The organism is Nonomuraea muscovyensis, assembly GCF_014207745.1.
Taxonomy (GTDB): domain Bacteria; phylum Actinomycetota; class Actinomycetes; order Streptosporangiales; family Streptosporangiaceae; genus Nonomuraea; species Nonomuraea muscovyensis.
Map to the genome: position 1 here is coordinate 1,497,119 of NZ_JACHJB010000001.1, position 21,768 is coordinate 1,518,886.

17 protein-coding genes are annotated in these 21,768 nt (G+C 73.1%); 10 read left to right on the forward strand and 7 right to left on the reverse strand.

From position 1 onward, the window contains the following. Positions 1-3 precede the first annotated feature (3 nt). The 4 genes from FHU36_RS07070 (at position 4) to FHU36_RS07085 (ending at position 7,887) form a co-directional block, all read left to right on the forward strand. Positions 4-1,824, forward strand: a complete 1,821-nt coding sequence (locus tag FHU36_RS07070) for a UvrD-helicase domain-containing protein (RefSeq protein ID WP_185082954.1) — start codon at positions 4-6, stop codon at positions 1,822-1,824. Between the two features lie 118 nt (positions 1,825-1,942). Beyond that, entirely contained in the window at positions 1,943-3,718 is a 1,776-nt protein-coding gene (locus tag FHU36_RS07075) for a sigma factor-like helix-turn-helix DNA-binding protein (protein WP_312891475.1), read from the forward strand. 58 nt (positions 3,719-3,776) lie between these two features. Continuing rightward, positions 3,777-4,838 carry a cysteine--tRNA ligase gene (locus FHU36_RS07080; protein ID WP_185082956.1) on the forward strand — a complete coding sequence of 354 codons (1,062 nt, stop codon included), beginning with the start codon at positions 3,777-3,779 and terminating at the stop codon, positions 4,836-4,838. A gap of 373 nt (positions 4,839-5,211) precedes the next feature. Beyond that, positions 5,212-7,887, forward strand: coding sequence for a penicillin acylase family protein (locus tag FHU36_RS07085; protein WP_185084666.1), 2,676 nt, complete (start codon positions 5,212-5,214; stop codon positions 7,885-7,887). Here the strand turns inward: FHU36_RS07085 and FHU36_RS07090 are convergent. Beyond that, a complete protein-coding gene (locus tag FHU36_RS07090) occupies positions 7,779-8,897 on the reverse strand; it encodes an MBL fold metallo-hydrolase (RefSeq protein WP_185082957.1) in 1,119 nt (372 codons plus the stop codon). The two genes, FHU36_RS07085 and FHU36_RS07090, sit on opposite strands and share 109 nt — an antisense overlap. Positions 8,898-8,944: 47 nt before the next feature. Then, a complete protein-coding gene (locus tag FHU36_RS07095) occupies positions 8,945-9,358 on the reverse strand; it encodes a hypothetical protein (protein ID WP_185082958.1) in 414 nt (137 codons plus the stop codon). Between the two features lie 75 nt (positions 9,359-9,433). Here FHU36_RS07095 and FHU36_RS07100 point away from each other — a divergent pair, with 75 nt between their 5' ends. Further along, a complete protein-coding gene (locus FHU36_RS07100) occupies positions 9,434-10,522 on the forward strand; it encodes a hypothetical protein (RefSeq protein WP_185082959.1) in 1,089 nt (362 codons plus the stop codon). Between the two features lie 357 nt (positions 10,523-10,879). On the opposite strand, the gene FHU36_RS07105 is transcribed toward FHU36_RS07100, so the two are convergent. The 3 genes from FHU36_RS07105 to mshB are packed head-to-tail and all read right to left on the reverse strand — an operon-like array spanning position 10,880 to position 12,766. After that, positions 10,880-11,380 carry a flavin reductase family protein gene (locus FHU36_RS07105; protein ID WP_312891476.1) on the reverse strand — a complete coding sequence of 167 codons (501 nt, stop codon included), beginning with the start codon at positions 11,378-11,380 and terminating at the stop codon, positions 10,880-10,882. Positions 11,381-11,390: 10 nt separating this feature from the next. Beyond that, positions 11,391-11,849, reverse strand: coding sequence for a DUF6113 family protein (locus FHU36_RS07110; RefSeq protein WP_185082960.1), 459 nt, complete (start codon positions 11,847-11,849; stop codon positions 11,391-11,393). An 11-nt stretch (positions 11,850-11,860) separates the two neighbouring features. Beyond that, complete coding sequence (gene mshB / locus FHU36_RS07115; RefSeq protein ID WP_185082961.1) at positions 11,861-12,766, reverse strand: N-acetyl-1-D-myo-inositol-2-amino-2-deoxy-alpha-D-glucopyranoside deacetylase; 906 nt, start codon at positions 12,764-12,766, stop codon at positions 11,861-11,863. Between the two features lie 45 nt (positions 12,767-12,811). On the opposite strand from mshB, the gene FHU36_RS07120 reads away from it, so the two are divergent. From FHU36_RS07120 to FHU36_RS07130, 3 genes are all read left to right on the forward strand, one after another. Then, entirely contained in the window at positions 12,812-14,875 is a 2,064-nt protein-coding gene (locus FHU36_RS07120) for a S9 family peptidase (protein ID WP_185082962.1), read from the forward strand. Then, positions 14,875-15,150, forward strand: coding sequence for a P-loop NTPase family protein (locus FHU36_RS07125; protein WP_185082963.1), 276 nt, complete (start codon positions 14,875-14,877; stop codon positions 15,148-15,150). Before FHU36_RS07120 ends, FHU36_RS07125 begins: the two co-directional genes overlap by 1 nt. Before the next feature lie 221 nt (positions 15,151-15,371). Next, on the forward strand, positions 15,372-16,955 hold the full coding sequence (locus FHU36_RS07130; protein ID WP_185082964.1) for an alpha/beta fold hydrolase: 1,584 nt from the start codon (positions 15,372-15,374) through the stop codon (positions 16,953-16,955). Between the two features lie 101 nt (positions 16,956-17,056). On the opposite strand, the gene FHU36_RS07135 is transcribed toward FHU36_RS07130, so the two are convergent. Next, positions 17,057-17,821, reverse strand: coding sequence for an SAM-dependent methyltransferase (locus FHU36_RS07135; RefSeq protein WP_312891477.1), 765 nt, complete (start codon positions 17,819-17,821; stop codon positions 17,057-17,059). Positions 17,822-18,156: 335 nt separating this feature from the next. Between FHU36_RS07135 and FHU36_RS07140 the strand changes: the two genes are divergently transcribed. After that, complete coding sequence (locus tag FHU36_RS07140; protein ID WP_185082965.1) at positions 18,157-19,257, forward strand: epoxide hydrolase family protein; 1,101 nt, start codon at positions 18,157-18,159, stop codon at positions 19,255-19,257. Positions 19,258-19,694: 437 nt separating this feature from the next. Here FHU36_RS07140 and FHU36_RS07145 read toward each other — a convergent pair whose 3' ends face one another. Further along, positions 19,695-20,534 carry an NmrA family NAD(P)-binding protein gene (locus tag FHU36_RS07145; RefSeq protein WP_185082966.1) on the reverse strand — a complete coding sequence of 280 codons (840 nt, stop codon included), beginning with the start codon at positions 20,532-20,534 and terminating at the stop codon, positions 19,695-19,697. Positions 20,535-20,596: 62 nt separating this feature from the next. Here FHU36_RS07145 and FHU36_RS07150 point away from each other — a divergent pair, with 62 nt between their 5' ends. Continuing rightward, entirely contained in the window at positions 20,597-21,598 is a 1,002-nt protein-coding gene (locus FHU36_RS07150) for a helix-turn-helix transcriptional regulator (protein ID WP_185082967.1), read from the forward strand. Positions 21,599-21,768: the final 170 nt, after the last annotated feature.

Consider the following 21,768-nt stretch of genomic DNA (forward strand, 5'->3'; position numbering starts at 1 on the left):
GCCGTGCCGCGGCTCGCGATCGGCCCTGAGTTTCCGGGGGAGCTCAGCGCACTGGACCCGCCGGTGCGCAGGGACGCCGTGGTCGCGCTGCGCCGCTTCCTGCTGCACGTGGCGGGCGCCCCCCATCCCGAGCGGGTACGGGGGGCCAGGGACGCGCGGGTCGCGACCTTACGACTGACCGGTGGCCATCGCGGCGTCGTGGTGCGCCAGCGCGACGTCTACTGGCTGCGCACGGTGCTGCCCGATCCGCAGGCCTGGGCGCACGCCCGCCGGCACAGGTTCGGGATCAACCCCGTGATCGGCGTGGTCGAGGAGTGGGACGCCGAGGCCCTCGAACGCGTCGAGCCCGCGCTGCGCCGGTCCGCGGGCGCCTCGCGGCTGTTCGACCCGATCTGCGACGGCGACCTGCTGGCCCTGGGCATCGACGTGCGGGCGCTGCGGCTCGTCCGGCTCATCACCACCGAGGCCGACCTGGAGGCCCTCGAACCCCTGCTGCCGGCCACCCAGCACGCCCCGCTGGCGGTGCTGGCCCGCGGCGGCTCCCTGCACGAGGCCTGGCGCGAGCTGGAGGCCTGCCGGGCCTCCGACGAGGATCCGGGCCCGATCGACACCGACGACCTGTACACGGCGCTGTTGCGCAGCCCGGACCGGGCGGTGTTCGTCGCCGACAAGGTCGAGCTGGACGGGGTGCTGGGGAAACCCCGGTGGTGCACGTTCCTCTCCCCCACGCAGCACCGGCTGGCCAGGGCCGCCCGCTACGAGCACCCGGTGCTGGTCGTCGGCGGCGCGGGCACCGGCAAGACGCTCGTCGCCCTGCACCGGGCCGCCCACCTGGCCGCGCACGGCAGGGGGCCGGTGCTGCTGGTGACGTTCTCGCAGAGCCTGGGCGACGACCTCTCGGCCCGGCTCGACACGCTCATCCCCGACGAAGCCACCCGCAAGCGGGTCGAGGTGGACAATCCCGAACGGCTCGCGCTGCGGATCGTGGCCCACGAGGAGGGCCGCCGCCCCGCCCTGGTCGGGCCCGGGGCCCGGACGCTGGCCGAGCTGACCGACGAGGCGCTGCGGCTGCTGTCGCGGGCGACGGGCGACCTGCTCGACGACGTGGACCCGGGACGCAAGCCGTACCGGCACATCGTGGTCGACGAGGCGCAGGACGTCAGCCCGGCGCAGTGGCGGCTGCTGCGGGCGGCGGCGCCGCACGCGCACGACGACCTGTTCGTGGTGGGCGACCCGCACCAGCGCGTCACCGACACGCGGGTGGCGCTCGGCGCGCTCGGCATCCCCGTCGCGCAGCACACGCTGCGCCTGTCGCACCGGCTGCCGATCGAGGTGCTGTCCTTCGCCGTGCGGCTGCGGGGCGGCGGCCCGGTGGACGGGCTGGTCCGCGGCGCCTCCGAGCTGCACGGGCTGCGATCGGCGCGGCACGGCGAGCGGCCGGTGGTGCGGGGGTACGACTCGCCGGAGTCCGAGCTGGCCGGCCTGGCAAGCACGGTCCGGGCCTGGCTGGACGAGGGGGTGCCCGCCGCCGAGATCGCCGTGGGCGCCCGCACGCCGCGGCTGGTGCGGGCCGCACGCCAGGCGCTGGGCGAGGCGGAGGTGCGGGTGTCGACGTTCGCGAACCTCAAGGGGCTCGAGTTCGAGCGGGTGGCGCTCATCGGGGTGTCGGAGGGCGTCGTGCCCGAGCCGACGCCGGGCGATCCCGGCGCCCGGGCGCGGGCCCTGCAACGCGAACGCGGCATGCTGTACGTGGCCTGCACCCGGGCCCGCTCCCTGCTCTACCTATCCCATTCAGGAAGAGGAAGCCCCTTTCTTTCGTTCTGATCACATAGTCTGAACTGCGGATATCTATCCCATTGCCGGTTGGACTCCAATGAACCTCAGCCTGAGCGACCTAGCGCCACCGATGCGCTGGACCCCACCGGGTCAGGTCGCGCCCCTCGTGGAAGAGCCCCAGCTGCCGGATGCCTGGTGGCAGGCGATCCCGCTCGACCGCGCGTGTGCCATCGTCGGCACGCAGACCGTGGCGGGACACCTCGCCGACCTCGCGGTGGCCTGCTGGGGTCACCTGCTGCTCGGCGACATCCTGCCGCTGCTGCGTTTCTCCGACCCCGCCGAGTCCGAGCGGACGCCGGAGATGCTGGGCAAGGACGTGGTGCAGAAACTGTTCAGCGGAGTGTTCGAGCGGCTGCTGGAGCCCACGCCCGACGTGCCCGCCACGCCGGCACGTCCGGACAGGCCGCTGCCCGAGCTGATCGACGCCGTGTTCGCGGCGCTGGACGACCGGCAGCGGGCCATCGCCCGCGATCGCCTCTACGCGGGGCGGCGCGCGACGCTGGACGAGCTGGCGCAGCGGTTCTCGGTGACCCGGGAGCGGATCCGGCAGATCGAGCGCGACCTGCGCGACTACGTGGACAACTGGCTGGCCGGCCCCGAGGCGGTCTCGCTCGTCGCGCACGTCGCCTGGCTGCGCGGCCGGCTCGGCTCGGCCGCGCCGGCGGACGACCTGGCGGCGGCCGTGCCCTGGCACCGGACGGAGGTGCGGTCGCTCGGCATCCCGGTGTGGAGGTTCGTGCGCACGCTGCTGACCGGCTACGAGCAGGCCGACGGCTGGCTGATCGCCGGCGGGGCCGAGGAACTCCGGGAGAAGACGCGCCAGCTCTTCACCGACGGCCCCCGGCCGCTCCCCGAGGCCGTCGCCATGGTCAGTCAGCTCGGCGTCCGCGAGGACGTGGCCGAGCGGTGGATCACCTCGGTCCCGCAGCTCCACGTGCTCGACCAGCACGTGGTGCCGTGGCCGCGCAGCATCAACGAGAAGGCCGAGGCGGTGCTCCTGGTGTCCGGGCAGCCGCTGGCACCCGAGGAGATCCAGGAACGCATCGGCGAGGACTACAGCCTCGTCGGCATCCGCAACCAGCTCACGGCCGACGACCGGTTCCGCCGGGTGGACCGCAACAAGTACGGGCTGACCCGGTGGGGCGGCGACGAGTACCTGGGCATCAGGGAGATGATCGCCAGGGAGATCGAGCGGGCCGGCGGCGAGGCGTCCGTCAGCACGATCGTGACCAACCTCACCTCCCGCTACGACGTCAGCGAGAGCTCGGTGCGCGCCTACGCGGGCGGGCCGGGGTTCGAGCGGACCCAGCGGGGGTGGATCCGGGTGGCGGGCACCTCCCCCGGCGGGGAGGCCGAGCCGTACCAGCCGCGCAGGGACGTCTCGGAGACGCGGCGCAGCTTCCGCAGCCGCGACGGCCGGTGGTGGCACCGGGTCGACGTCAACGCCGAGCACCTGCGCGGGTCGGGGTCGCCGCTGCCGACCGGGTTCGCCGCCTACCTCGGGATGGCGCCGGGCGGGCAGCTCACGGCGTCCACCCCGTCGGGCGACGTGGTGATCAGCTGGCACAACCAGCCCACCATGGGATCGATCCGGAACGTGCTGGCCGACTTCAAGGCGAACGAGGGCGACCACGTGTTCCTCACGGTGTCCGACGGCGGGGAGCTGCTGACGCGCTACCTGCCGGCTGCGCCCGTCTCCCTGCCGCCGCTCAACCGGGCCCTCTACCTGATCGGCTACACCGCTCCGGTGAACTCCGAGCTGGAGGGGCTGCGGCTGATCGGGGCCCGCATCGGGCTGCCCGACACGGTCACGCGCGACGAGGTGCTGGCCAGGCTGCGCGACCGCGGCGACCGCGACATCCTGGGCTTCCTCGGCGGTTGAGCCGCCCGCGGCCGGCGCCCGGACGGTTGGGCGGCGGGTGGCTGGTTAGGCTCGGAGGATGTTGCGGATCCACGACGCGCTGACCGGCCGGTCCGGCGAGCTCGCGCCCGGCAGGGCCGTGCGGATGCACACCTGCGGCCCCGTCGCCGGCCCTCGGCCGGCGCACCTCGGCGACCTGCGCCCCCACGTGCTGTCCGACGTGGTCCGCAGGCTTCTGGAGAGCCGGCGGGTACGGGTGCTGGCCTGCCGGGGTCCGCTCCTCGACGGCGATCCGGCGGCCTTGGGGGCCTTCCGGCGTGCCGCGGGCGCGCTGAACCTGCGGCCCCCGGAGCACGAGCCCCTGGCGGGCGAGGCGGTCGAGGCGGCGGTCGAGCTGATCGCCGGGCTGGTCGAGCGGGGCGAGGCGCACGTGACGGCGGGCGGCTCGGTCCTCCTCGGCACCGGCTCCGCGCCTGCCGACGGTGGCGCGGGCCCTTCGGCGTCTCCCGGTGGCGGGGCGGACGGCGGGGACGCCGGCCGGGTGTTGTGGGCGGCCACCAGTGGCGGGCCGGCGTGGGACTCGCCCTGGGGACGCGGCGTGCCCGCGCCCGACGTGCGGTGTCAGGCCGTGGCACGGCGGCTGCTCGGCGCGCGGGTGGACATCCTGGTGGCGGACGGGGACGCGTGTTCGCACCACGACGGGCCCCTGCTCGGGGCGGGGCATCGGCTGACGAGCGGGCCGGTCCTGTTCGACGGGCCGGAGCTGCTGCCGGAGCAGGTGAGGGAGGCTGGGCTGGATCCGCTCGCCGTGCGCCTGGCGTACCTGGAGCACCACTACCGGGAGCCGGTGCGTCTCACGTGGGACCTGCTGCGGGAGGCCGACGGCACGGTGCGGCGCTGGCGGGCGCGGGTGGCCGGGTGGGCCGAGTCACCCAGCGCGCCGCTGGCGTCCGGCCACGTGCGGCGCGTCGAGGAGGCCCTGGACGACGACCTGGACACGCCGGCGGCCCTCGGTGCGCTGCGCGATCTCGAAGGGGACGACTCGGTGGCGGCGGGGGCGAAGTTCGAGTCGTTCCTGCACCTGGACCAGGTGCTCGCCCTCGACCTGGCCATGGAGATCGGCCGGACCCCGGCCCCCTGAGCGTCCCACCCCCCGCCTTCCCCCTCCCGCCCCGGCGCGGCACCGTCCTGCCCTGACCCGCCTCCAGGGCCGCCGCTTCACCGCTCGGACGGCCGGCGGCGCGGCGTGACGGCGGCCGGCCCCGCGCCGGTCAGCGGGCGTCTTCCTGGAGGTCCCCGGCCCCGTGCGGCGGGTGGCGGCCTACTTGGCCGTGCCGTGACAGGGAGGCCGTCCGGCACGCCCGTACGGCGGGCGCACGCGCCGGCGACGATCCCTGTGTGACCGGCCGGGAGCGCCCCGTGGACAGGGCCGGAGCAGTGATCGCGGGCTGTCAGACTTATGGTCCGGCGCAGGAGACGGGAGGGTGTTCGTGAGGTTGAGGCCGTACGCGTGGATGCCGTCGCCGTTGCGCTGGCCGGCACGGGTGCTGACCGTTCTCCTCGCGCTCGCGCTGGTCCTCGGCGGGGTCGTCGCCTATACGGTGCGCAAGTCGTTCCCGCAGGTGGACGGGGCCATCCGGCTGCCCGGCTTAACCGGGAGTGTGGAGATTTATCGGGATAAGTCGGGGATCCCACACATCTACGCGGACACGGCCGAGGACCTGTTCATGGCCCAGGGGTTCGCGCACGCCCAGGACCGGTTCTGGGAGATGGACTTCCGGCGCCACGTCACCGCCGGACGGCTGTCCGAGCTGTTCGGCAAGGCGACGCTCGACAACGACAAGGCCATCAGGACCATGGGCTGGCGCCGGGTGGCCGAGCAGGAGCTGCCCGAGCTGTCCGAGCGCACCCGCCGCTACCTCGACTCCTACGCCAAAGGTGTGAACGCCTGGCTGCAGGCCAACCCCGACGCCTCCGACCGCAGCCTCGAATACTCCGTGCTCAAGGTCCAGAACGGCGGCTACACGCCCGAGCCGTGGACCGCGCTCGACTCCGTCGCCTGGCTCAAGGCCATGGCGTGGGACCTTCGCTCCAACGTGGAGGACGAGATCGACCGCGCGCTCATCGCCGCCAAGCTGCCCCGCGAGCGGGTCGATCAGCTCTACCCCGAATATCCCTACGACCGGCACCCCCCGATCGTCACCCAGGGGACGATCGCGCGGGACCGGTTCGACCAGCGGGCCGTGCCCAAGCAGCAGGGGGTGCGGCCCGAGCAGGACCGGGGCCGGCCGGACACGGGACGACTGTCCCGGCAGGACACCCCGGCCGCCCGGCAGGGCGCCACGGGGCCGCGGCGGCAGGACGTCCGGCAGCCGAACCCGCCGGCCGGCGGGCTGACCGGCGCCGCCGTACGGACGGACCACCGGGCGCGGCGGCTGGAGCCGGGCGGCGCCGTGGCGCTGGCCCAGGCGGCCAGGACTCTCGACGCCCTGCCCGGCACCATGAGCACCGCCGACCGCGCCGGCGTCGGGTCCAACTCGTGGGTCGTCTCCGGCGAGCACACCAAGAGCGGCAAGCCGCTGCTGGCCAACGACCCCCACCTGTCGGCCTCGATGCCTGCCGTCTGGTACCAGGCGGGGCTGCACTGCCGCAAGATGAGCGACCGGTGCTCGTACGACGTGACGGGGTTCACCTTCGCCGGCGTCCCCGGCGTCGTCATCGGGCACACCGACAAGATCGCCTGGGGCTTCACCAACCTCGGACCCGACGTGGCCGACCTCTTCATGGAGCAGGTCTCGGGCGAGACGTACCTGTACAAGGGCGAGCAGGTCAAGCTGGAGACCCGGGAGGAGAAGATCAAGGTGGCGGGCGGCGGCACCGTCACGCTCAAGGTCAGGAGCACCCGGCACGGCCCGCTGATCAACGAGGTGCTGGGCGGCGTCCGGCCCGGTGACGGCGCCGACGCCGTGGCCCTGCAGTGGACAGCGCTGATGCCGGGCAGGACCGCCGACGCGATCTTCGCGATGAACGGGGCCACGGACTGGCACGAGTTCAGGGCCGCCGCCGCGCTGTTCGAGGTGCCCGCGCAGAACCTCGTCTACGCCGACACCGAGGGCAACATCGGCTACCAGGCGCCCGGCCGCGTCCCCATCCGCGAGAAGGGCGACGGCGCCTGGCCGGTGCCCGGCTGGACGGGCGAGTACGAGTGGAACACCGCCCCCATCCCCTACGACCAGCTCCCCTCCGTGGCGAACCCCGCCGACGGCTTCATCGTCACGGCCAACAACGCCGTGATCGATCCCAGGCGCTATCCGCCGCTGCTGACGAAGGACTGGTCGTACGGCTACCGGTCGCAGCGCATCGTCGAGCGGCTGCGGCAGGAGATCGACAAGGACAAGGTCGACGCGGCGGTGATGGGCGGCGTCCAGCAGGACACGCACAACGGCCTGGCGGAGACGTTGGTGCCCGCGCTCATGAAGGTCACGCTGGCGGGCCCGAGCGTTCGGGCCAGGGACCTGCTGAAGGGCTGGGACGGCACGCAGGACGCCGATTCGGCCCCGGCGGCCTACTTCAACGCGGTCTGGCGCCACCTGCTCAAGCGGGCCTTCGACGACGACCTGCCGACGGAGGCCCGGGCGACCGGCGGCGACCGGTGGTACGAGGTGGTCAGGCGGTTGCTCGACCAGCCTGCCGACCCGTTCTGGGACGACGTCACCACCAGGAACCGCACCGAGACGCGTGACGACATCCTGCGCCAGGCGATGGCCGACGCCTACCAGGAACTGTCCGAACTGCTCGGCGACGAGCCCGGCGGCTGGCGCTGGGGCGACCTGCACCGGCTCACGCTCACCCACGCCACGCTCGGCACCTCGGGCATCGGGCCGATCGAGGCGCTGTTCAACCGCGGGCCGCTGGCCGTGCCCGGCGGGAAGGACGCGGTCAACGCGACCGGCTGGAACGTGCAGAAGGGGTACGAGGTCACGGCGGTGCCGTCGATGCGGATGGTCGTGGACCTGGGCGATCTGGACAAGTCCGGCTGGATCAACCTGACGGGGGCCTCCGGCCACGCGTTCCACGCCAACTACTGGGACCAGGCGGCGCTGTGGGCCGACGGCGAGCTGCTGCCCATGCGCTCCAAGCCGGAGTCGGTCAAGGACGCCGCCGTCCACACCCTGCGCCTGCGCCCCTGAGCCGGCGGCTCAGCCCGGGGTCGCGGACGTACGACCACGGGCGGCCGTCCGGCCGTGGCGTGCTCCCCGCCGGGCACGAACGACCTCGACTCGCCGACCGCCAGGTCCCACAGGTCCTCCCGGGGCAGTCCCCTGGCCGCCCACTCCTCGCGGGCCTGCCGTACGGGGGTGAGCAGCGGCTCGCCCGACAGCACGAAGGTCCCCCAGTGCATGGTGGCCATCCGCCGGGCCCCCACGTCCAGGTGGCCGCGGACGGCCTCGGCGGGGTTGACGTGCGCCGCCTTGGTGAACCAGTGCGGCTCGTAGCCGCCGACCGGCATGAGCGACAGATCCAGTCCGGGGAAACGTTCGCCGATCTCGGCCAGCCGCGCGCCGTAGCCGGTGTCGCCCGCGAAGTAGACCGAGCGGCCGATCACCCAGCCACCCCAGAGGGTCTTGCAGGTGTCCCAGGGGGTTCGCTTGCTCCAGTGGTGCGCCGGCACGAAGTCGAAGGTGACGCCGCCGACCGAGGCCGACTCCCACCAGTCGAGTTCGATGACCTCGGTGAAGCCGCGCCGGGCGAACCACGGCTTCAGCCGCGCGGGCACGAGCACGGGGGTGTCCCGGGGCAGCCTGCGGATCGTGGGGGCGTCCAGGTGGTCGTAGTGGTTGTGGCTGATCACGACGGCGTCGATCCGCGGCAGATCGCTCCAGGCCACGCCGGGCGGTGTCAGGCGGGGCCGCACGCCGGGGATGCGCCGCGACCAGACGGGGTCCGTCAGGATCGTCAAGCCGTCCACCTGCAGCACGAACGTGGAGTGGCCGACCCAGGTCGCCATCGTCTCGCCGGCGGGCGGGCGCGGCAGCCCGCCGCTGCGCCGCACCGGGATCTGGTCGGCGTCCCCGATGCCGGAGCGCAGACCCCCATACCAGGTGACGTTGAACAGTTCGCGAAACTCGGGGAGGGGAGCGGTGAGCCGGTCCTTGAAGTCACGGGGCCATTGGGGCTCGGGGAGAGTCTTGTGCGTCATGACCGCTCCTCTGCCCTGTGTGACGGATCAGTCACGCACAGGCCCGGCTACCTGCGCCTTCGCCACCGCAGGGGCGCGCGCGGGTAGCCGCCGTCGTCGAGCCCCGCCAGGCGTTCGAAGACGTTGTAGGAGGCCTGGTGCCCGCAGAGCAGCACCGACACCAGCATGGACAGCAGGTAGAGCGGCAGCATGGGCAGACCGGCGCACCAGGCCCACTGGGTGGCGTGCCTCGACTCGTGCCGGATGAGTCGCTCGTCGAGGGTGTCGGCCCTGGTGAGCACCACGTTCCCGACGGTGAAGGCCCCCGCGACGGGGAAGCGGTAACGGTAGCCGTAGGCGAGCACGAGACCGTCGGGCCCCGGCCGCCTGGTGGCGCCGCCGGCCATGGAGATCAGCAGGCCCAGAGGCGTGGCGAGGTTGAGGTAGTTCGCCGCCTTCCGGAACCGGTACCGGCTGTTCATGCGTCTCAGCCTTGACCAATCTTGACAAGTCGGAATAATGATCGTCGTCCTGAAATCTCCAAAAAGAGCAGGATTATGAGACTCACCACTCTGGGCGCGCTCATCGGCGCCATGGCCCTGGCCGGCGCCGGCGGAGTCGCGATCACCCAGACGTCGACGGCAGATCCCTTAGGCATGACCGACCCCCCTCTCCGGGTGGTGGTGGTGAAGACCGGCACTCCCACCCCGAGTCCGACACCGACCCCCAAGCTCGGGAAGTACACCGCCAAGGCGAGGGTCGTCAAGAAGAACGGCGTCTCGCACCTCAACGTCTCCATCGCCTACGACGGCGCGGCGCGCTTCACCGTCAGGCAACGGGTGTGCAAGGGCACGTCCTGCAAGACGGCCACCGCCCAGATCCCCGTCACCACGGGCGCGGGCCAGACCACCAAGAAGCTCGGCAAGGGCACCTACAAGGCGCGCGGCAAGCCCAAGGTCACCGCCAAGGTCCTGCCGTGGCCGACCCGCACGGTGACGGCCACCCCCAAGACCAGCCCCACGGCCACCGCCCCGACGGTCACCGTCACCGCGACCCCGGCTCCGGCCGCCGCGGCCACCGTCACCGCGACGGTGACGCACGAGGCCACGGTCACCGTGACCCCACCGGCCGCCCCCGCCGAGACGGTCACGGCGACCGCCACGGTGACCTTCACCTGCCAACCGACGACACCGCCCGCCCCCGACCCCTCAGACGCCGCGGCCGCCATCCCGTCCGCCCCCACGCCGGCCACCTCGACGACCCCGCCGCTCACGACCGCCGACCAGCCTCCGGGCCAGGCGCCCCTGGGCCATGCACCCCCGAGCCAGACGCCCCCGAGCACCACGCCCGCGGGCACGACCCCCATGGGCACCACCCCGACGGACACGACGCCGCCGGCTGTCACTCCGACCGGCACGACTCCCTCGGGCACCACTCCGACCGGCACCACTCCGACCGGCACCGCTCCCACCGGCACCGCTCCCCCGGACGCGACGCCGACGGACTCCACGACGCCGACCCCCTCAGAGGTACCGGCCTGCCCGCCGCCCTCGGAGGACGTCCCGCCCACGGACTCGCCGGCGCCCCCGGCCCCGACCGACACCACCGAGCCCGGCCCGACCCCGCAGCCGCCGGCCCAGCAGTGACGCGTGTCCGGGCCCGGCGACGGGACCCCGCCGGGCCCGGACACGACCACCATTCCCCGCCCGAACACGACAACCACCAGCCGGGACACGTCATCGCTGGAGGACATGTCCCTGCGGGGCGGCCGGTGCCCGCCTGTGAGGGCCTCGTGGCGCCCTTGGTGGGGGGCGGGGGTGCGCGGGTGCCTTCTGGAGGCTCTGTGGTGCCCTGGGGACCCCGGCGACGGCCCAGAGGGCGCACGTCACGGCGGCCGGCCCCGTGCGGGTCAGCGGCCGTTCTCCTGGAGGCCCTCGGCCACGTGCGGCGGGTGGCGGCCCACCCGGCTGTGCCGTAACAGGCAGGCCGTAACAGGCAGATGGTCAGAAAGACCCGTACGAGCTGTCGTAGTACAGGAGGGGAGGCCCGTCGGACGGGGTGCCGAGGGCGGTGACGGCGCCGACGACGATCGAGTGGTCGCCGCCGTCGTGGACCGCCGACGTGGTCGCCTCCAGCGTCGCGAGGGCCCCGTCGAACAGCGCCACCCCCGCCGGTGACCGGTGGTGCGGCCAGGACGTGAGCTGCCCCTCCAGGGGCCTGCCCCGGTGGGCGAAGAACCGCGAAGTGTCCTCCATCGACGCCGGCAGCACCGACACGCCCCACACGCCCGTCTCCAGCACGGCGGCGTGGAACCGCGCCAGCTTCTCCGCACAGAACAGCACCAGCAGCGGATCGAGCGACACCGAGGTGAAGGAGTTGACCGTCATGGCGTGGTCGACGCCGTCGAGCCTGGTCGTGACGATGACCACTCCGGTGGCGAACTTTCCGACGACTTTGCGGTAAGCCCGCCCGTCCACGTGCCGCTTTACGGAACCATGGTGCACGGAAAGTACTCTACGTCGGGTTCCGCGGCAGTTGCCCGTGAAGGAGCCATGATCCGCTGGACGGAGCCGACGGCGCCATGAGGAAGGCCGCGACCAGCGCGACCATCCCGCCGTAGAGGTAGACGTAGCCGGCGGTGCCGCTCGCGATCACCAGGTCGCCCTGGGAGAGCTCCAGCGAGAACGGCATCGACACCAGCAGCCAGCCGGCGGCCGCCGCCACCGCCCCGGACTTCGCCCTCATCATCCTGCCCGCCCCCAGGCACACGCCGAACAGCGCGAGCACCCAGGCGACCGCCGAGGCGGGAACGGGCCCGAGTTGCCACGCCGCCTGCGTGAACCCGCCCACGATCCCCATGACCACCCCCAGCATGAAGAGCATGCCGTAGGCGGCCCCACCCAGCGCCGACGCGCCCCGGCCGCGCCGCTCGACGCCCGAAGGCGAGACGCCCGAAAGCGAGGGGTCTTCCATGGCGAACGAGATTAGTGGATGCCGGCGAACAGATCGCTCTCGCGCTTGTGCGGCTCCCCCAGGCCGCCCGCCTCGACGGGCGCCCCCGGCGCGACCGGGCCGGGAACCCCGCTGGCCAGGATGTAGTGCTCCACGCCGAGCGCCTCCTGGCCGATGTCGTTGGACAGCGCGAACCACGGCTCGCGCACGGTGATCTGCGTGGCGTGGGCGCGCATGGCGTCGAGCTTGGCCCGCACCCAGGGCCGGGCGTCGATCTCGGTGGTGATGTCCTCGTCGGGGCTGCCGAACGGCACGTCGTCGACGCTCTCCACGACGAACCCGGTGCCGGCCGACCGCAGCGCCTCCTCGCTGCGCCGCAGCACCGACCTCGGCACGGCCGTGTGGTAGAGCTTGGCGATCTGCCACGGCTCGCCCTCGCCGAACGCCGGGTCGGCGGCCAGCCGGAACGCCCGCCCCGACACCCGGTGCGCCTTGATGTGGTCGGGGTGGCCGTAGAAGCCGTTGGCGTCGTACGTGACGAGCACCTGGGGCCGCACCTCGCGGATGACCTTGATTAGCTCTCCCGCCGCCTCGTCCAGATCCGCCTGCCAGAAGGCGTCCGGGCGGTGGTTGGTGGCGGCGCCCATCATGCCCGAGTCGCGCCAGCGGCCCTGCCCGCCGAGGAACCGGTGGTCCTCCACGCCCAGCGCCCGGCAGGCGGCGGCCAGCTCGGCGACGCGGTGCGGGCCGAGGACGTCGTGGCGGTCGGCGGCCAGGTGGGCCAGCCGCTCGGGGATGACCTCCCCCTCCTCGCCGAGCGTGCAGGTCACGAGCGTGACGTGGGCGCCCTCGGCGGCGTACTTGGCCATGGTCGCGCCGGTGCCGATCGACTCGTCGTCGGGATGGGCGTGCACGAGCAACAGCCGTCGATCGGTCATGACTCAGAGCGTAGCCCGCCGCTGGATCCTGGCAGGATTGGGCCCATGAGTGAGAGCTTCCCGCGCCTGTCGGCCCGGACCCGCCGGTTCACCCTCGGGGTTCCCCGGGGGTTCACGATCTCTCCTGACGGCGGCAGGGTGATGTTCCTGCGCACCGGGTCCGGCACCGACCCGGTCACCTGCCTTTGGGAGCTCGACACCGAGACCCACGTCGAGCGTCTCGTGGTCGACCCCCGGGCGCTCGACGCCGACGGCGACGAGCTGCCGCCCGAGGAGCGGGCCAGGCGCGAGCGCAGCCGCGAGCAGGCGGGCGGCGTCGTCGCCTACAGCACCGACGCCGCGGTGACCACGGCCGTGTTCGCCCTGTCGGGCGGCCTCTACGTGACCGACCTGGCGAGCGGGCGGACCCGGCGGCTCGACGTCCCGGGCGCGGTGATCGACCCGCGGCTGTCGCCCGACGGGCGGCATGTCGCGTACGTCTCCGAGGGGGCGCTGCGCGTGCAGGACCTCGCGTCGGGAGAGGACCGCGCGCTGGCGGCGCCCGAATCGCCGACGGTCACCTACGGGCTGGCGGAGTTCATCGCGTCCGAGGAGCTCGACCGGATGCGCGGCCACTGGTGGTCGCCGGCCGGCGACGCGCTGCTGGTCGAACGGGTGGACGAGGCGCCGGTGCAGGTCTGGCACATCGCCGACCCGGCCAACCCCGACCGGCCGGCCGTGGCCCAGCGCTATCCCGCGGCCGGCACGCCCAACGCCCTCACCGAGCTGTTCGTGCTGGGCCTCGACGGGTCGCGGGTGGCGGTGCCGTACGACGACGAGTACCTGACGACGGCCGCCTGGGACTCCCACGCGCTGTCGATCGTGACCATGCCGCGCGACCAGAAGACACTGCGGCTGTTCGCGGTGGACCCTGCGACGGGCGCGGCCACGCCGGTGCGCGAGGAGACCGACCCGGCCTGGGTGGACGTGGTCCCGGGCGTTCCGGCCCACCTGGACGACGGCTCGCTGGTGTGGGTGGCGGGCGCCGAGGGCGGCAGCCGGTTGTTCGTCGGCGACCGCGCGGTCACGCCGCCCACCCTGCAGGTGCGGGCGGTGCTCGACGTCGACCACGACAGTGTCCTGTTCAGCGCCAGCGGCGACCCGACCGAGATCCAGTTGTGGACGTGGGACGGCCACTCGCTGCTGCCCGTCTCGACCCGTTCGGGGGTGTTCTCGGGGCGGATGGCGGGTGGGGTCGGCGTCCTCACCGAGCAGAGCCTCGACGCCGAGGGGGTCTCGACGACCGTGGTGCGCCGCGACGGCATGGCGATCCCGATCCCGTCGCGGGCCGAGCGTCCCGGCCTCGACCTGCGGGTCTCGCTCGGCCGTTCCGGCCGGCGCGAGCTGGCCACCGCCGTGGTGCTGCCCACCTGGTACGAGCCCGGTTCGGGCCGGCTGCCCGTCCTCATGGACCCGTACGGCGGGCCGCACGCGCAGCGGGTGCTCAACCGGCGCGGCGGCTACCTGGAGAGCCAGTGGTTCGCCGAGCAGGGGTTCGCCGTCGTCGTGGCCGACGGCCGCGGCACTCCCGGTCGCGGCCCGGCCTTCGAGCGGGCCGTGCTCAACGACCTCGCGACGCCCGCGCTGGAGGACCAGATCGACGCCCTGCAGGGTGTGGCCGAGCAGTATCCCGACGACCTCGACCTGACCCGGGTGGCCATCCGCGGCTGGTCGTTCGGCGGGTTCCTGGCGGCGCTGGCGGTGCTGCGCAGGCCGGACGTGTTCCACGCCGCGGTCGCGGGTGCTCCGGTGACCGACTGGCGGCTGTACGACACCGCCTACACCGAGCGTTATCTGGGGCATCCCACCGAACAGCCGGACGTGTACGACAAATCCTCGCTTTTCGGCGACGCCGCCAAGCTCGAGCGCCCACTGCTGCTGATCCACGGGCTGGCCGACGACAACGTCGTCGCCGCCCACACGCTCCGCCTGTCGTCCGCGCTTCTCGCGGCCGGCCGCCAGCACAGCGTCCTCCCCTTGTCCGGTGTCACCCACATGACGCCGCAGGAGGTCGTGGCGGAGAACCTGTTGCTGCTCCAGGTCGACTTCCTCAAGAGGTCGCTGGGCTGATGACGTCCCGTTCACCCTCCCTCTTCGGTGGAAGGGCGAACGGCAGCGTCCGCGTCGTCGGCGCGCGCGTGCGACTCCTCAAGGACGTGCCGCTGGAGATCCCCAGGAACGACATCACCGTGTTCACGGGAGTGTCCGGCTCCGGCAGGTCCTCGATCGTGTTCGACACCGTGGCGGTGGAGGCGCGGCGGCAGTTCCACGGGATGTTCGGCTGGTTCATCCGCGCCTGCTGCCCACGTACGAGCGGCCGCGCGCCGACGCCGTCGACAGCCTGACGACGGCGTCGTCTGCCGGAGGGCGCCGCCCGTGCGCATCGACGGCCGGAACATCACCGGCCACACCCGCGTGCAGGTCACCGACCTGATCGAGGTGCCGGCCGGGCTCGACTCGCGCTGCGCCGAGGGGCGGGATGACATCCCGTGGTCTGATTCGGCTCCCGCAGAACCAGACCACGGTCCGACGCGGCCGGGGCCATGCTTCGGGGATCGTTACCGGCATGCTCACCTCGATCACCGTCGCGCTGGCCCTGCTCGGGGCGGGCTCGCCCGTCTTGAGCCCGGTCACGGGCGCGCCCCTCCCGAGCGCGCGCACCGGCGTGCCCCTCGGCAGCACGTCGGCCACCCCGGCGCAGCGCCTTCCGGCCCGCGCGGCCCTCACCACCACGCCCGCCTCCCGAGCCCGCACCACCACCTTCCCCGCCACACCCGCCGCCCTCACCAGCACGTCCGCTGCCCGCTCCGCCGCTTCCACGCACCGAGCCGCCGCGCTCGACTGGCGCCCGTGCCCCGACGACAAGGTCGGCATGGAGTGCGCCGACCTGCGGGTCCCGGTCGACTGGAAGCAGCCCGGCGGCCGTGAGATCACCCTGAAGCTGGGACGGCTCCGGGCCACCGGCGCCTCCGAGGGCTCCCTCCTGGTCGCCTACGGCGGCCCCGGCGGCCCCGGCCTCGCCCTCACCCGGTCGGCGGCGCACGGCTGGTGGACCGACCTCAGGCGGCGCATGGACATCGTCACGTGGGACACCCGCGGCTACGGCGAGCAGTTCGGCGGCCTCAGCACCGGCCTGCCCTGCACCTGGACCCGCCTCCCGCTGCCCGCCTTCCCCACCGACGACGCCGGCTTCGGCCGGCTGTCCGACACCAACCGCGGCTACGCCGAGGCCTGCCGCGCCAAGGACCCCGAGCTGTTCGCCCACATGAGCTCGGCCGACCACGCCCGCGACATGGAGGCCATCCGCAAGGCGCTCGGCGACGCCAAGCTCAACTACTACGGCGCCTCCTACGCGGGCTTCTACGGCCAGGCCTACGCCCGCCTCTTCCCCGGCCAGGTGCGCACGATGGTGCTCGACGGCACCTGGAGCCACAGTGCCGCCGACTTCTCCGGTGAGCTGGTGGCGATGGCCAGGAGCAACCAGGAGGCCCTCGATCGGTTCTTCGACTGGTGCGCCGGTGACGGCAAGTGCCGCGGTGCCCGTGGCCAGTGGCGCCGCCTGGTCGCCCGAGCCGAGCGCGACCCCGTCCCGGCCAGGCGGGCGGGCATCGCCTACACCGGTCGCGACCTGCAGGCGTTCGCCATCGGCGCCGCCCGGCAGGGCGTCAAGGCGTGGCCGGAGCTCGCCGCCGACATCCGCGAGGCGGCCGCCGGCGACGCCTCAGGCTTCGTCCCCGACCGCGGCCTGCGCTATCCCGACCAGGCGACGGGCGTCACCGAGTGCACCGACTGGCCGCGCCCGGCCGACCGCTCCGAGCTGGAGGCGACGATCGCCCGCCTCCGCAGGGCCGCACCCGACGCCGGCACCGCCAACACCCTGGCGACGGGCACACTCGGCTGCATCGGCTGGCCGGTGCCCGTGACCAACCCACCCGCCCCGCTGCCCAAGGGCCTGCCCCCGCTGCTCGGCGCAGGCGCCTGGGGCGAGTCCGACGCCGTCCAACGGGTGGTCCAGCAGGTGCCAGGCAGCGCCGTCATCCGTCACGAAGGTCCCGGCCACACCCTCTACGGCACCAACACCTGCGCCCGCGCCCACATCAACCGCTACGTCACCGACCGCTCCCTCCCGCCGGCACCGACCAACTGCTGACTCCGCCGTCCATCGCCACAAGCCCAGCGGCCATCGGCACAGGCCCTGCCGTCATCGGCACAGGCTCAACCGGCCGTCAGCGCAGACTGCCGGGCGGCAGGTCAGAGCTTCCTCGCGGTCACGAGGGCGAAGCTGAGAAACTCGCCGTCGTCCTCGGTCAGCATGTCGATCACCGGCTGGTGCGGTCCGGGCCCGTCCGGCGCGACCTCGGCACACGCCCGGGCCCACAGCAGCCAGTCGTGCCAGCCGTCCTCCTGCAGCCGCGCCGAGGTGACCGTCACCAGTTCCGTGATCTCCCACTGGAAACGCCACCACGGCGCGGTGTGCCAGGCGATGGCCTCCCAGCCGACGACTTTCTTGATGTGCGGGGGGATCGCCCCCATGTCCCGCACCTCCCGCGTCATCCCGGGCGTCGCCATCCCGAGCTGCCCACCCGGCCGCAGAAACCTCACCAGATACGGCAGATAGCCGTCAGCCGTACCGAAATACTCGAAGGCGTCAATGCTCACGATCGCATCGAAACTCTCCTCCTCGAACGGCAGCGTGTGCGCCTCCGCCCGCACGGCCTCCACCTGCCCGCCGACCCCTGCCTCGGCGAAGACGGCCGCCGCCTCTCCCGCGTCCACCCACCAGTCCGCCGCGACGACCCGCACCCCGAACTCCCGAGCCAGGAAGACCGACGTGGCACCCTTTCCCGATCCGAGGTCCAGCACCCGCATCCCCGGCCGCAGTTCGAGATCCCCCACCAGGTTCTCCAGCAACCACAGGGGATGAGGCCCCATGTCCAGCCGGAGCAACCAGGCCGGGTCATAGGCGGACGAACGCGGATACCGGGCGGGACGTACGAGGTCATCGAGAGCAGTCACACCGCGACCCAAGCCGCCCACACCACTCTCACGCAAACGCTTTTCCATCCCCTCCGCCGTTTCAGGGCCCACCGGCACTTCACACGAATCGGCTGCTTTTGTCCCGCTATGCGGGAGGGTCGGCTTCACCCCGGGCTGAGGCCCGAAGCACTACCGACGATTTCGGTAGCACCAAGCAGGAGGGCCACGGAGGCCGACTCCGCCCCCGTGCACCGGCTCACCAGCAGTACGCGGACAGGCGCCGGTGGAGGTTTCCGGTGCGGTCCTGGAAAGAAGGGCTCGGCGGAGCGGATCGCGGACGGAGGTTGACCGCGAACCTTCCTAGGGTCGAAGGCATGGCACAGGACAACACCCCCGTTCCCTTCCGCGTCGACGTACCGCAGTCCGAGCTGGACGACCTGCGCGCCCGGCTGAGCGCCACCCGCTGGCCGGCCGAGTTGCCGGGCGTCGGCTGGGACCGCGGCACGCCGCTGGCACATGTCAAGGAGCTGGCCGACTACTGGGGCTCGGGCTTCGACTGGCGGGCGCAGGAGCGGCGGCTCAACGAACTGCCCCAGTTCACCGCCGTCATCGACGGCCAGCGGATCCACTTCGCGCACATCCGCTCCGACGACCCGGACGCCCTGCCACTGATGCTGCTGCATGGCTGGCCCGGCTCGTTCCTGGAGTTCCTGGACGTGATCGAGCCGCTGCGCAAGGACTTCCACCTGGTGATCCCGTCGATCCCGGGCTTCACGTTCTCCGCCCCGCTGGCGGAGTCAGGCTGGACGGCCGCGCGCATCGCCGGCGCGTTCGTCCAGCTGATGGCACTGCTGGGGTACGAGCGGTACGGGGTCCAGGGCGGCGACACCGGGGCGTTCGTCGCGCCGGAGATAGGCCACCTGGACGCCGAACGCGTCGCCGGCGTCCACCTCAGCGCTGTCCTGTCGTTCCCGGCGGGCGACGAGGAGGAAGACGCCCGGCTGTCGGACGTGGAGCGACGGCGGATCGAGGAACTCGACGAGGCGACCGCCGGGTACGTCGCCATCCAGTCGCGCTCGCCGCAGACGCTCGCCTACGGCCTGACCGACTCCCCCGCCGGGCTGCTCGCCTGGATCGCCGAGATCTTCCACCGGTGGGCCGGCGGGCCCGTCGACCGGGACCGGTTCCTGGCGAACGTCACCCTCTACTGGCTGACCCGGACGGCCGGCTCCTCGGCCCAGGTGTACTACGAGCAGTCCAACGACCCGGCGGCGTGGATGCCGAAGCCGCGCGGCACGGTGCCGACGGGCGTGCTACTCGCCGCGTCGCACGAGTACGCCATCCGGCCGTACGCGGAACGGGACCACGCCATCGTGCACTGGTCGCAGCAGGAGACCGGCGGTCACTTCTTCGCCCTGGAGGAGCCGGAGCTGTTCGCCGAGGACGTGCGAGCGTTCTTCCACAGCCTGACCTGAGCGCCCAGGCCACCTGACCCGCCCGCCTGATTACACGCCACCTGCGGACCGGCCTGCCCGAGTCGACCCACCTACGAGCGACACACCGTACACGGGACCAGCCGTACACGGGACCAGCCCCGCACGGAGCCAACCCCACGCGGAACCAACCCCACACGGGACCGCACGGGACCAGCCCCACGGGGGACCGCACGGAACCAGCCCCGCACGGAACCAGCCGTACGCGGAACCACACGGGACCAGCCCCACACGGGACCACGCGGAACCAGCCCCACACGGGACCACGCGGAACCACGCGGAACCAGCCCCACGCGGGACCAGCCGTACGCGGGCTGGCTGTAGGCCGACCTGAGCCCCGGCCGGCGGAGCAGGCTCAGGTCGGGCCACGGGCCGGGGCCGGTGCTCGCCGGTTCTGGTGGGCCGGCGAGCAGGGGCGGTCAGCCGCCGAAGGCCGCCGCGTTCTCGCGTACCCACTGCGCGAACGTGCGGGCGGGCCTGCCGGTGACCTGCTCGACGGTCGGCAGGATGGTGTCGCCGGGGATCGGCGGGTCGGTCCGCATCGCCAGGAAGAACGCGACGTCCTCCTCCGAGTAACCCTCCCGGCGCCACTGCTCGACAACCTCGTCCGTGCCAAGCGGCACGTAACGCACTTCGCGGCCGAGGACCTCGGCGATCGTGCTGACCTTCTCGGCCGGAGTCAGGGCCTCGGGCCCGGTGAGCCAGTACTCCTGGCCCGCGTGGCCGTCGCCGGTGAGCGCCGCCGCGGCGACCGCCGCGATGTCCGCATCGTGGATCATGGCGCTCTTGGCCTCCGGGAACGCCTCCCGCACGACTCCCTCGGTTCGTACGGACTCGGCCCACTCCAGGGCGTTGGACATGAACTCGACCGGTGCGAGGTGGGTCCACCCCAGCCCACCGGCCTCCACCGCCTCCTCCAGCGGGCTCTTGCCCACGTCGCCCTTGAGGATCGTCACCTTGCGTACGCCGGCCTTTCGGGCCAGGGCGACGATCTCCGGCCCGTTCGTGAGGGGCGAGAAGTCCTCCCCGTTGAAGCTGATCAGGTGCGCGGCACCGACACCGGTGAAGGCGGCGGCCAGCGACGAGGTGTCAGACAGGTTGCCGGCGACGGCTTCGGCGCCCGCGGGGAGGTTCGCCTTCGCGGGGTCGCGGGTGAGTGCGCGGACCCGGTGGCCCGCCGTGAGGAGCTGCTCGACGAGGGGGCGACCGACGTTTCCGGTGGCGCCGGCGACAAGGATGATCGGAGATTCGGATGTCATGGCGAGAACGGTAGGAGCCTTCGCGGTCAGGTTCTGTCCGCGAAGGCTGGCAGGCTGGTCTCGTGCTGGAAACCTCGGCCCGGCTGCTGCGGCTGCTGGGCCTGCTGCAGGCGCACCGCTACTGGTCGGGGGCGGAGCTGGCCGAACGGCTGGCCGTCAGCCCGCGCACCGTGCGGCGCGACGTCGACAAGCTGCGGCTGCTGGGCTATCCGATCGAGGCGGCCGGCGGCGTGGGCGGCGGCTACCAGCTAGGCGCGGGCGGCTCGCTGCCTCCGCTGCTGCTGGACGACGAGGAGGCGGTCGCCGTGGCGGTGGGGCTGCGGACGGCCGCCGGTGGCGCGGTCACCGGCATCGCCGAGACGTCGGTGCGGGCGCTGGCCAAGCTGGACCAGATGCTGCCTTCGCGGCTGCGCCACCAGGTGACCGCGCTCAGCTCGGCCGTGGTCACCATGCCGATGATGGGCGCCACGGTGGACGCAACGACGCTGACCTCGCTCGCGGCGGCGGTGCGCGACCGGGAGCGGCTGCGGTTCGGCTACGTGGCGCACGACGGCTCGCCCAGCGAGCGGGACGCGGAGCCGTACCGGCTGGTGAGCATCGGGCGGCGGTGGTACCTCTTCGGCTGGGACACCGCCCGCTCCGACTGGCGCACCTACCGGGTGGACCGGATGACGCCGCGGGTGCCCAACGGCCCGCGGTTCACACCGCGCCCGCTGCCGGCCGAGGACCTGGCCCACTACCTGACCGTCGCCACCACCACCAGTCCGCACCGCTACCAGGCGGTGCTGACCATGCACGGCTCGGCCAGGGAGGTGGCCGACGAGGTGCCGCCCACGCTGGGCGCGATCGAGGCCATCGACGAACGGACGTGCCTCCTGCGCATCGGCTCCGACAGCCTCGACCACCTCGCGGTATGGGTGGCGGCCTTCGGCTTCGACTTCGACGTGCACGAGCCGCCGGAGCTGGTCGAGCACCTGCGCACGCTCACCACCCGCCTCCAGCGGGCGGCGTGGCCGCCGCACCCGCCCGCGACCCGGCCGCCGACGCCACCGCGCCCTACCTGACAGGCCGCACGAAACCCCGTCGCGGACCGACTCGCCGAGCCACGCCCCTGACGGCTCGCAACCCCCGACCCGACACCCTCCTGACCGACCTGGCCGCGCGACCCCCTCCTGACCGACCCGCCACGCCACACCCCAGACGCCCGCACAACACCCGACCCCACGTTTCATCC

Bases quoted from the DNA above. Each gene is read 5' to 3' on its own strand.
- FHU36_RS07080 (WP_185082956.1), top strand. From the start codon at position 3,777: ATGTTGCGGATCCACGACGCGCTGACCGGCCGGTCCGGCGAGCTCGCG.
- FHU36_RS07085 (WP_185084666.1), top strand. From the start codon at position 5,212: ATGCCGTCGCCGTTGCGCTGGCCGGCACGGGTGCTGACCGTTCTCCTC.
- FHU36_RS07090 (WP_185082957.1), bottom strand. From the start codon at position 8,897: ATGACGCACAAGACTCTCCCCGAGCCCCAATGGCCCCGTGACTTCAAG.
- FHU36_RS07095 (WP_185082958.1), bottom strand. From the start codon at position 9,358: ATGAACAGCCGGTACCGGTTCCGGAAGGCGGCGAACTACCTCAACCTC.
- FHU36_RS07100 (WP_185082959.1), top strand. From the start codon at position 9,434: ATGAGACTCACCACTCTGGGCGCGCTCATCGGCGCCATGGCCCTGGCC.
- FHU36_RS07110 (WP_185082960.1), bottom strand. From the start codon at position 11,849: ATGGAAGACCCCTCGCTTTCGGGCGTCTCGCCTTCGGGCGTCGAGCGG.
- mshB (WP_185082961.1), bottom strand. From the start codon at position 12,766: ATGACCGATCGACGGCTGTTGCTCGTGCACGCCCATCCCGACGACGAG.
- FHU36_RS07120 (WP_185082962.1), top strand. From the start codon at position 12,812: ATGAGTGAGAGCTTCCCGCGCCTGTCGGCCCGGACCCGCCGGTTCACC.
- FHU36_RS07125 (WP_185082963.1), top strand. From the start codon at position 14,875: ATGACGTCCCGTTCACCCTCCCTCTTCGGTGGAAGGGCGAACGGCAGC.
- FHU36_RS07130 (WP_185082964.1), top strand. From the start codon at position 15,372: ATGCTCACCTCGATCACCGTCGCGCTGGCCCTGCTCGGGGCGGGCTCG.
- FHU36_RS07140 (WP_185082965.1), top strand. From the start codon at position 18,157: ATGGCACAGGACAACACCCCCGTTCCCTTCCGCGTCGACGTACCGCAG.
- FHU36_RS07145 (WP_185082966.1), bottom strand. From the start codon at position 20,534: ATGACATCCGAATCTCCGATCATCCTTGTCGCCGGCGCCACCGGAAAC.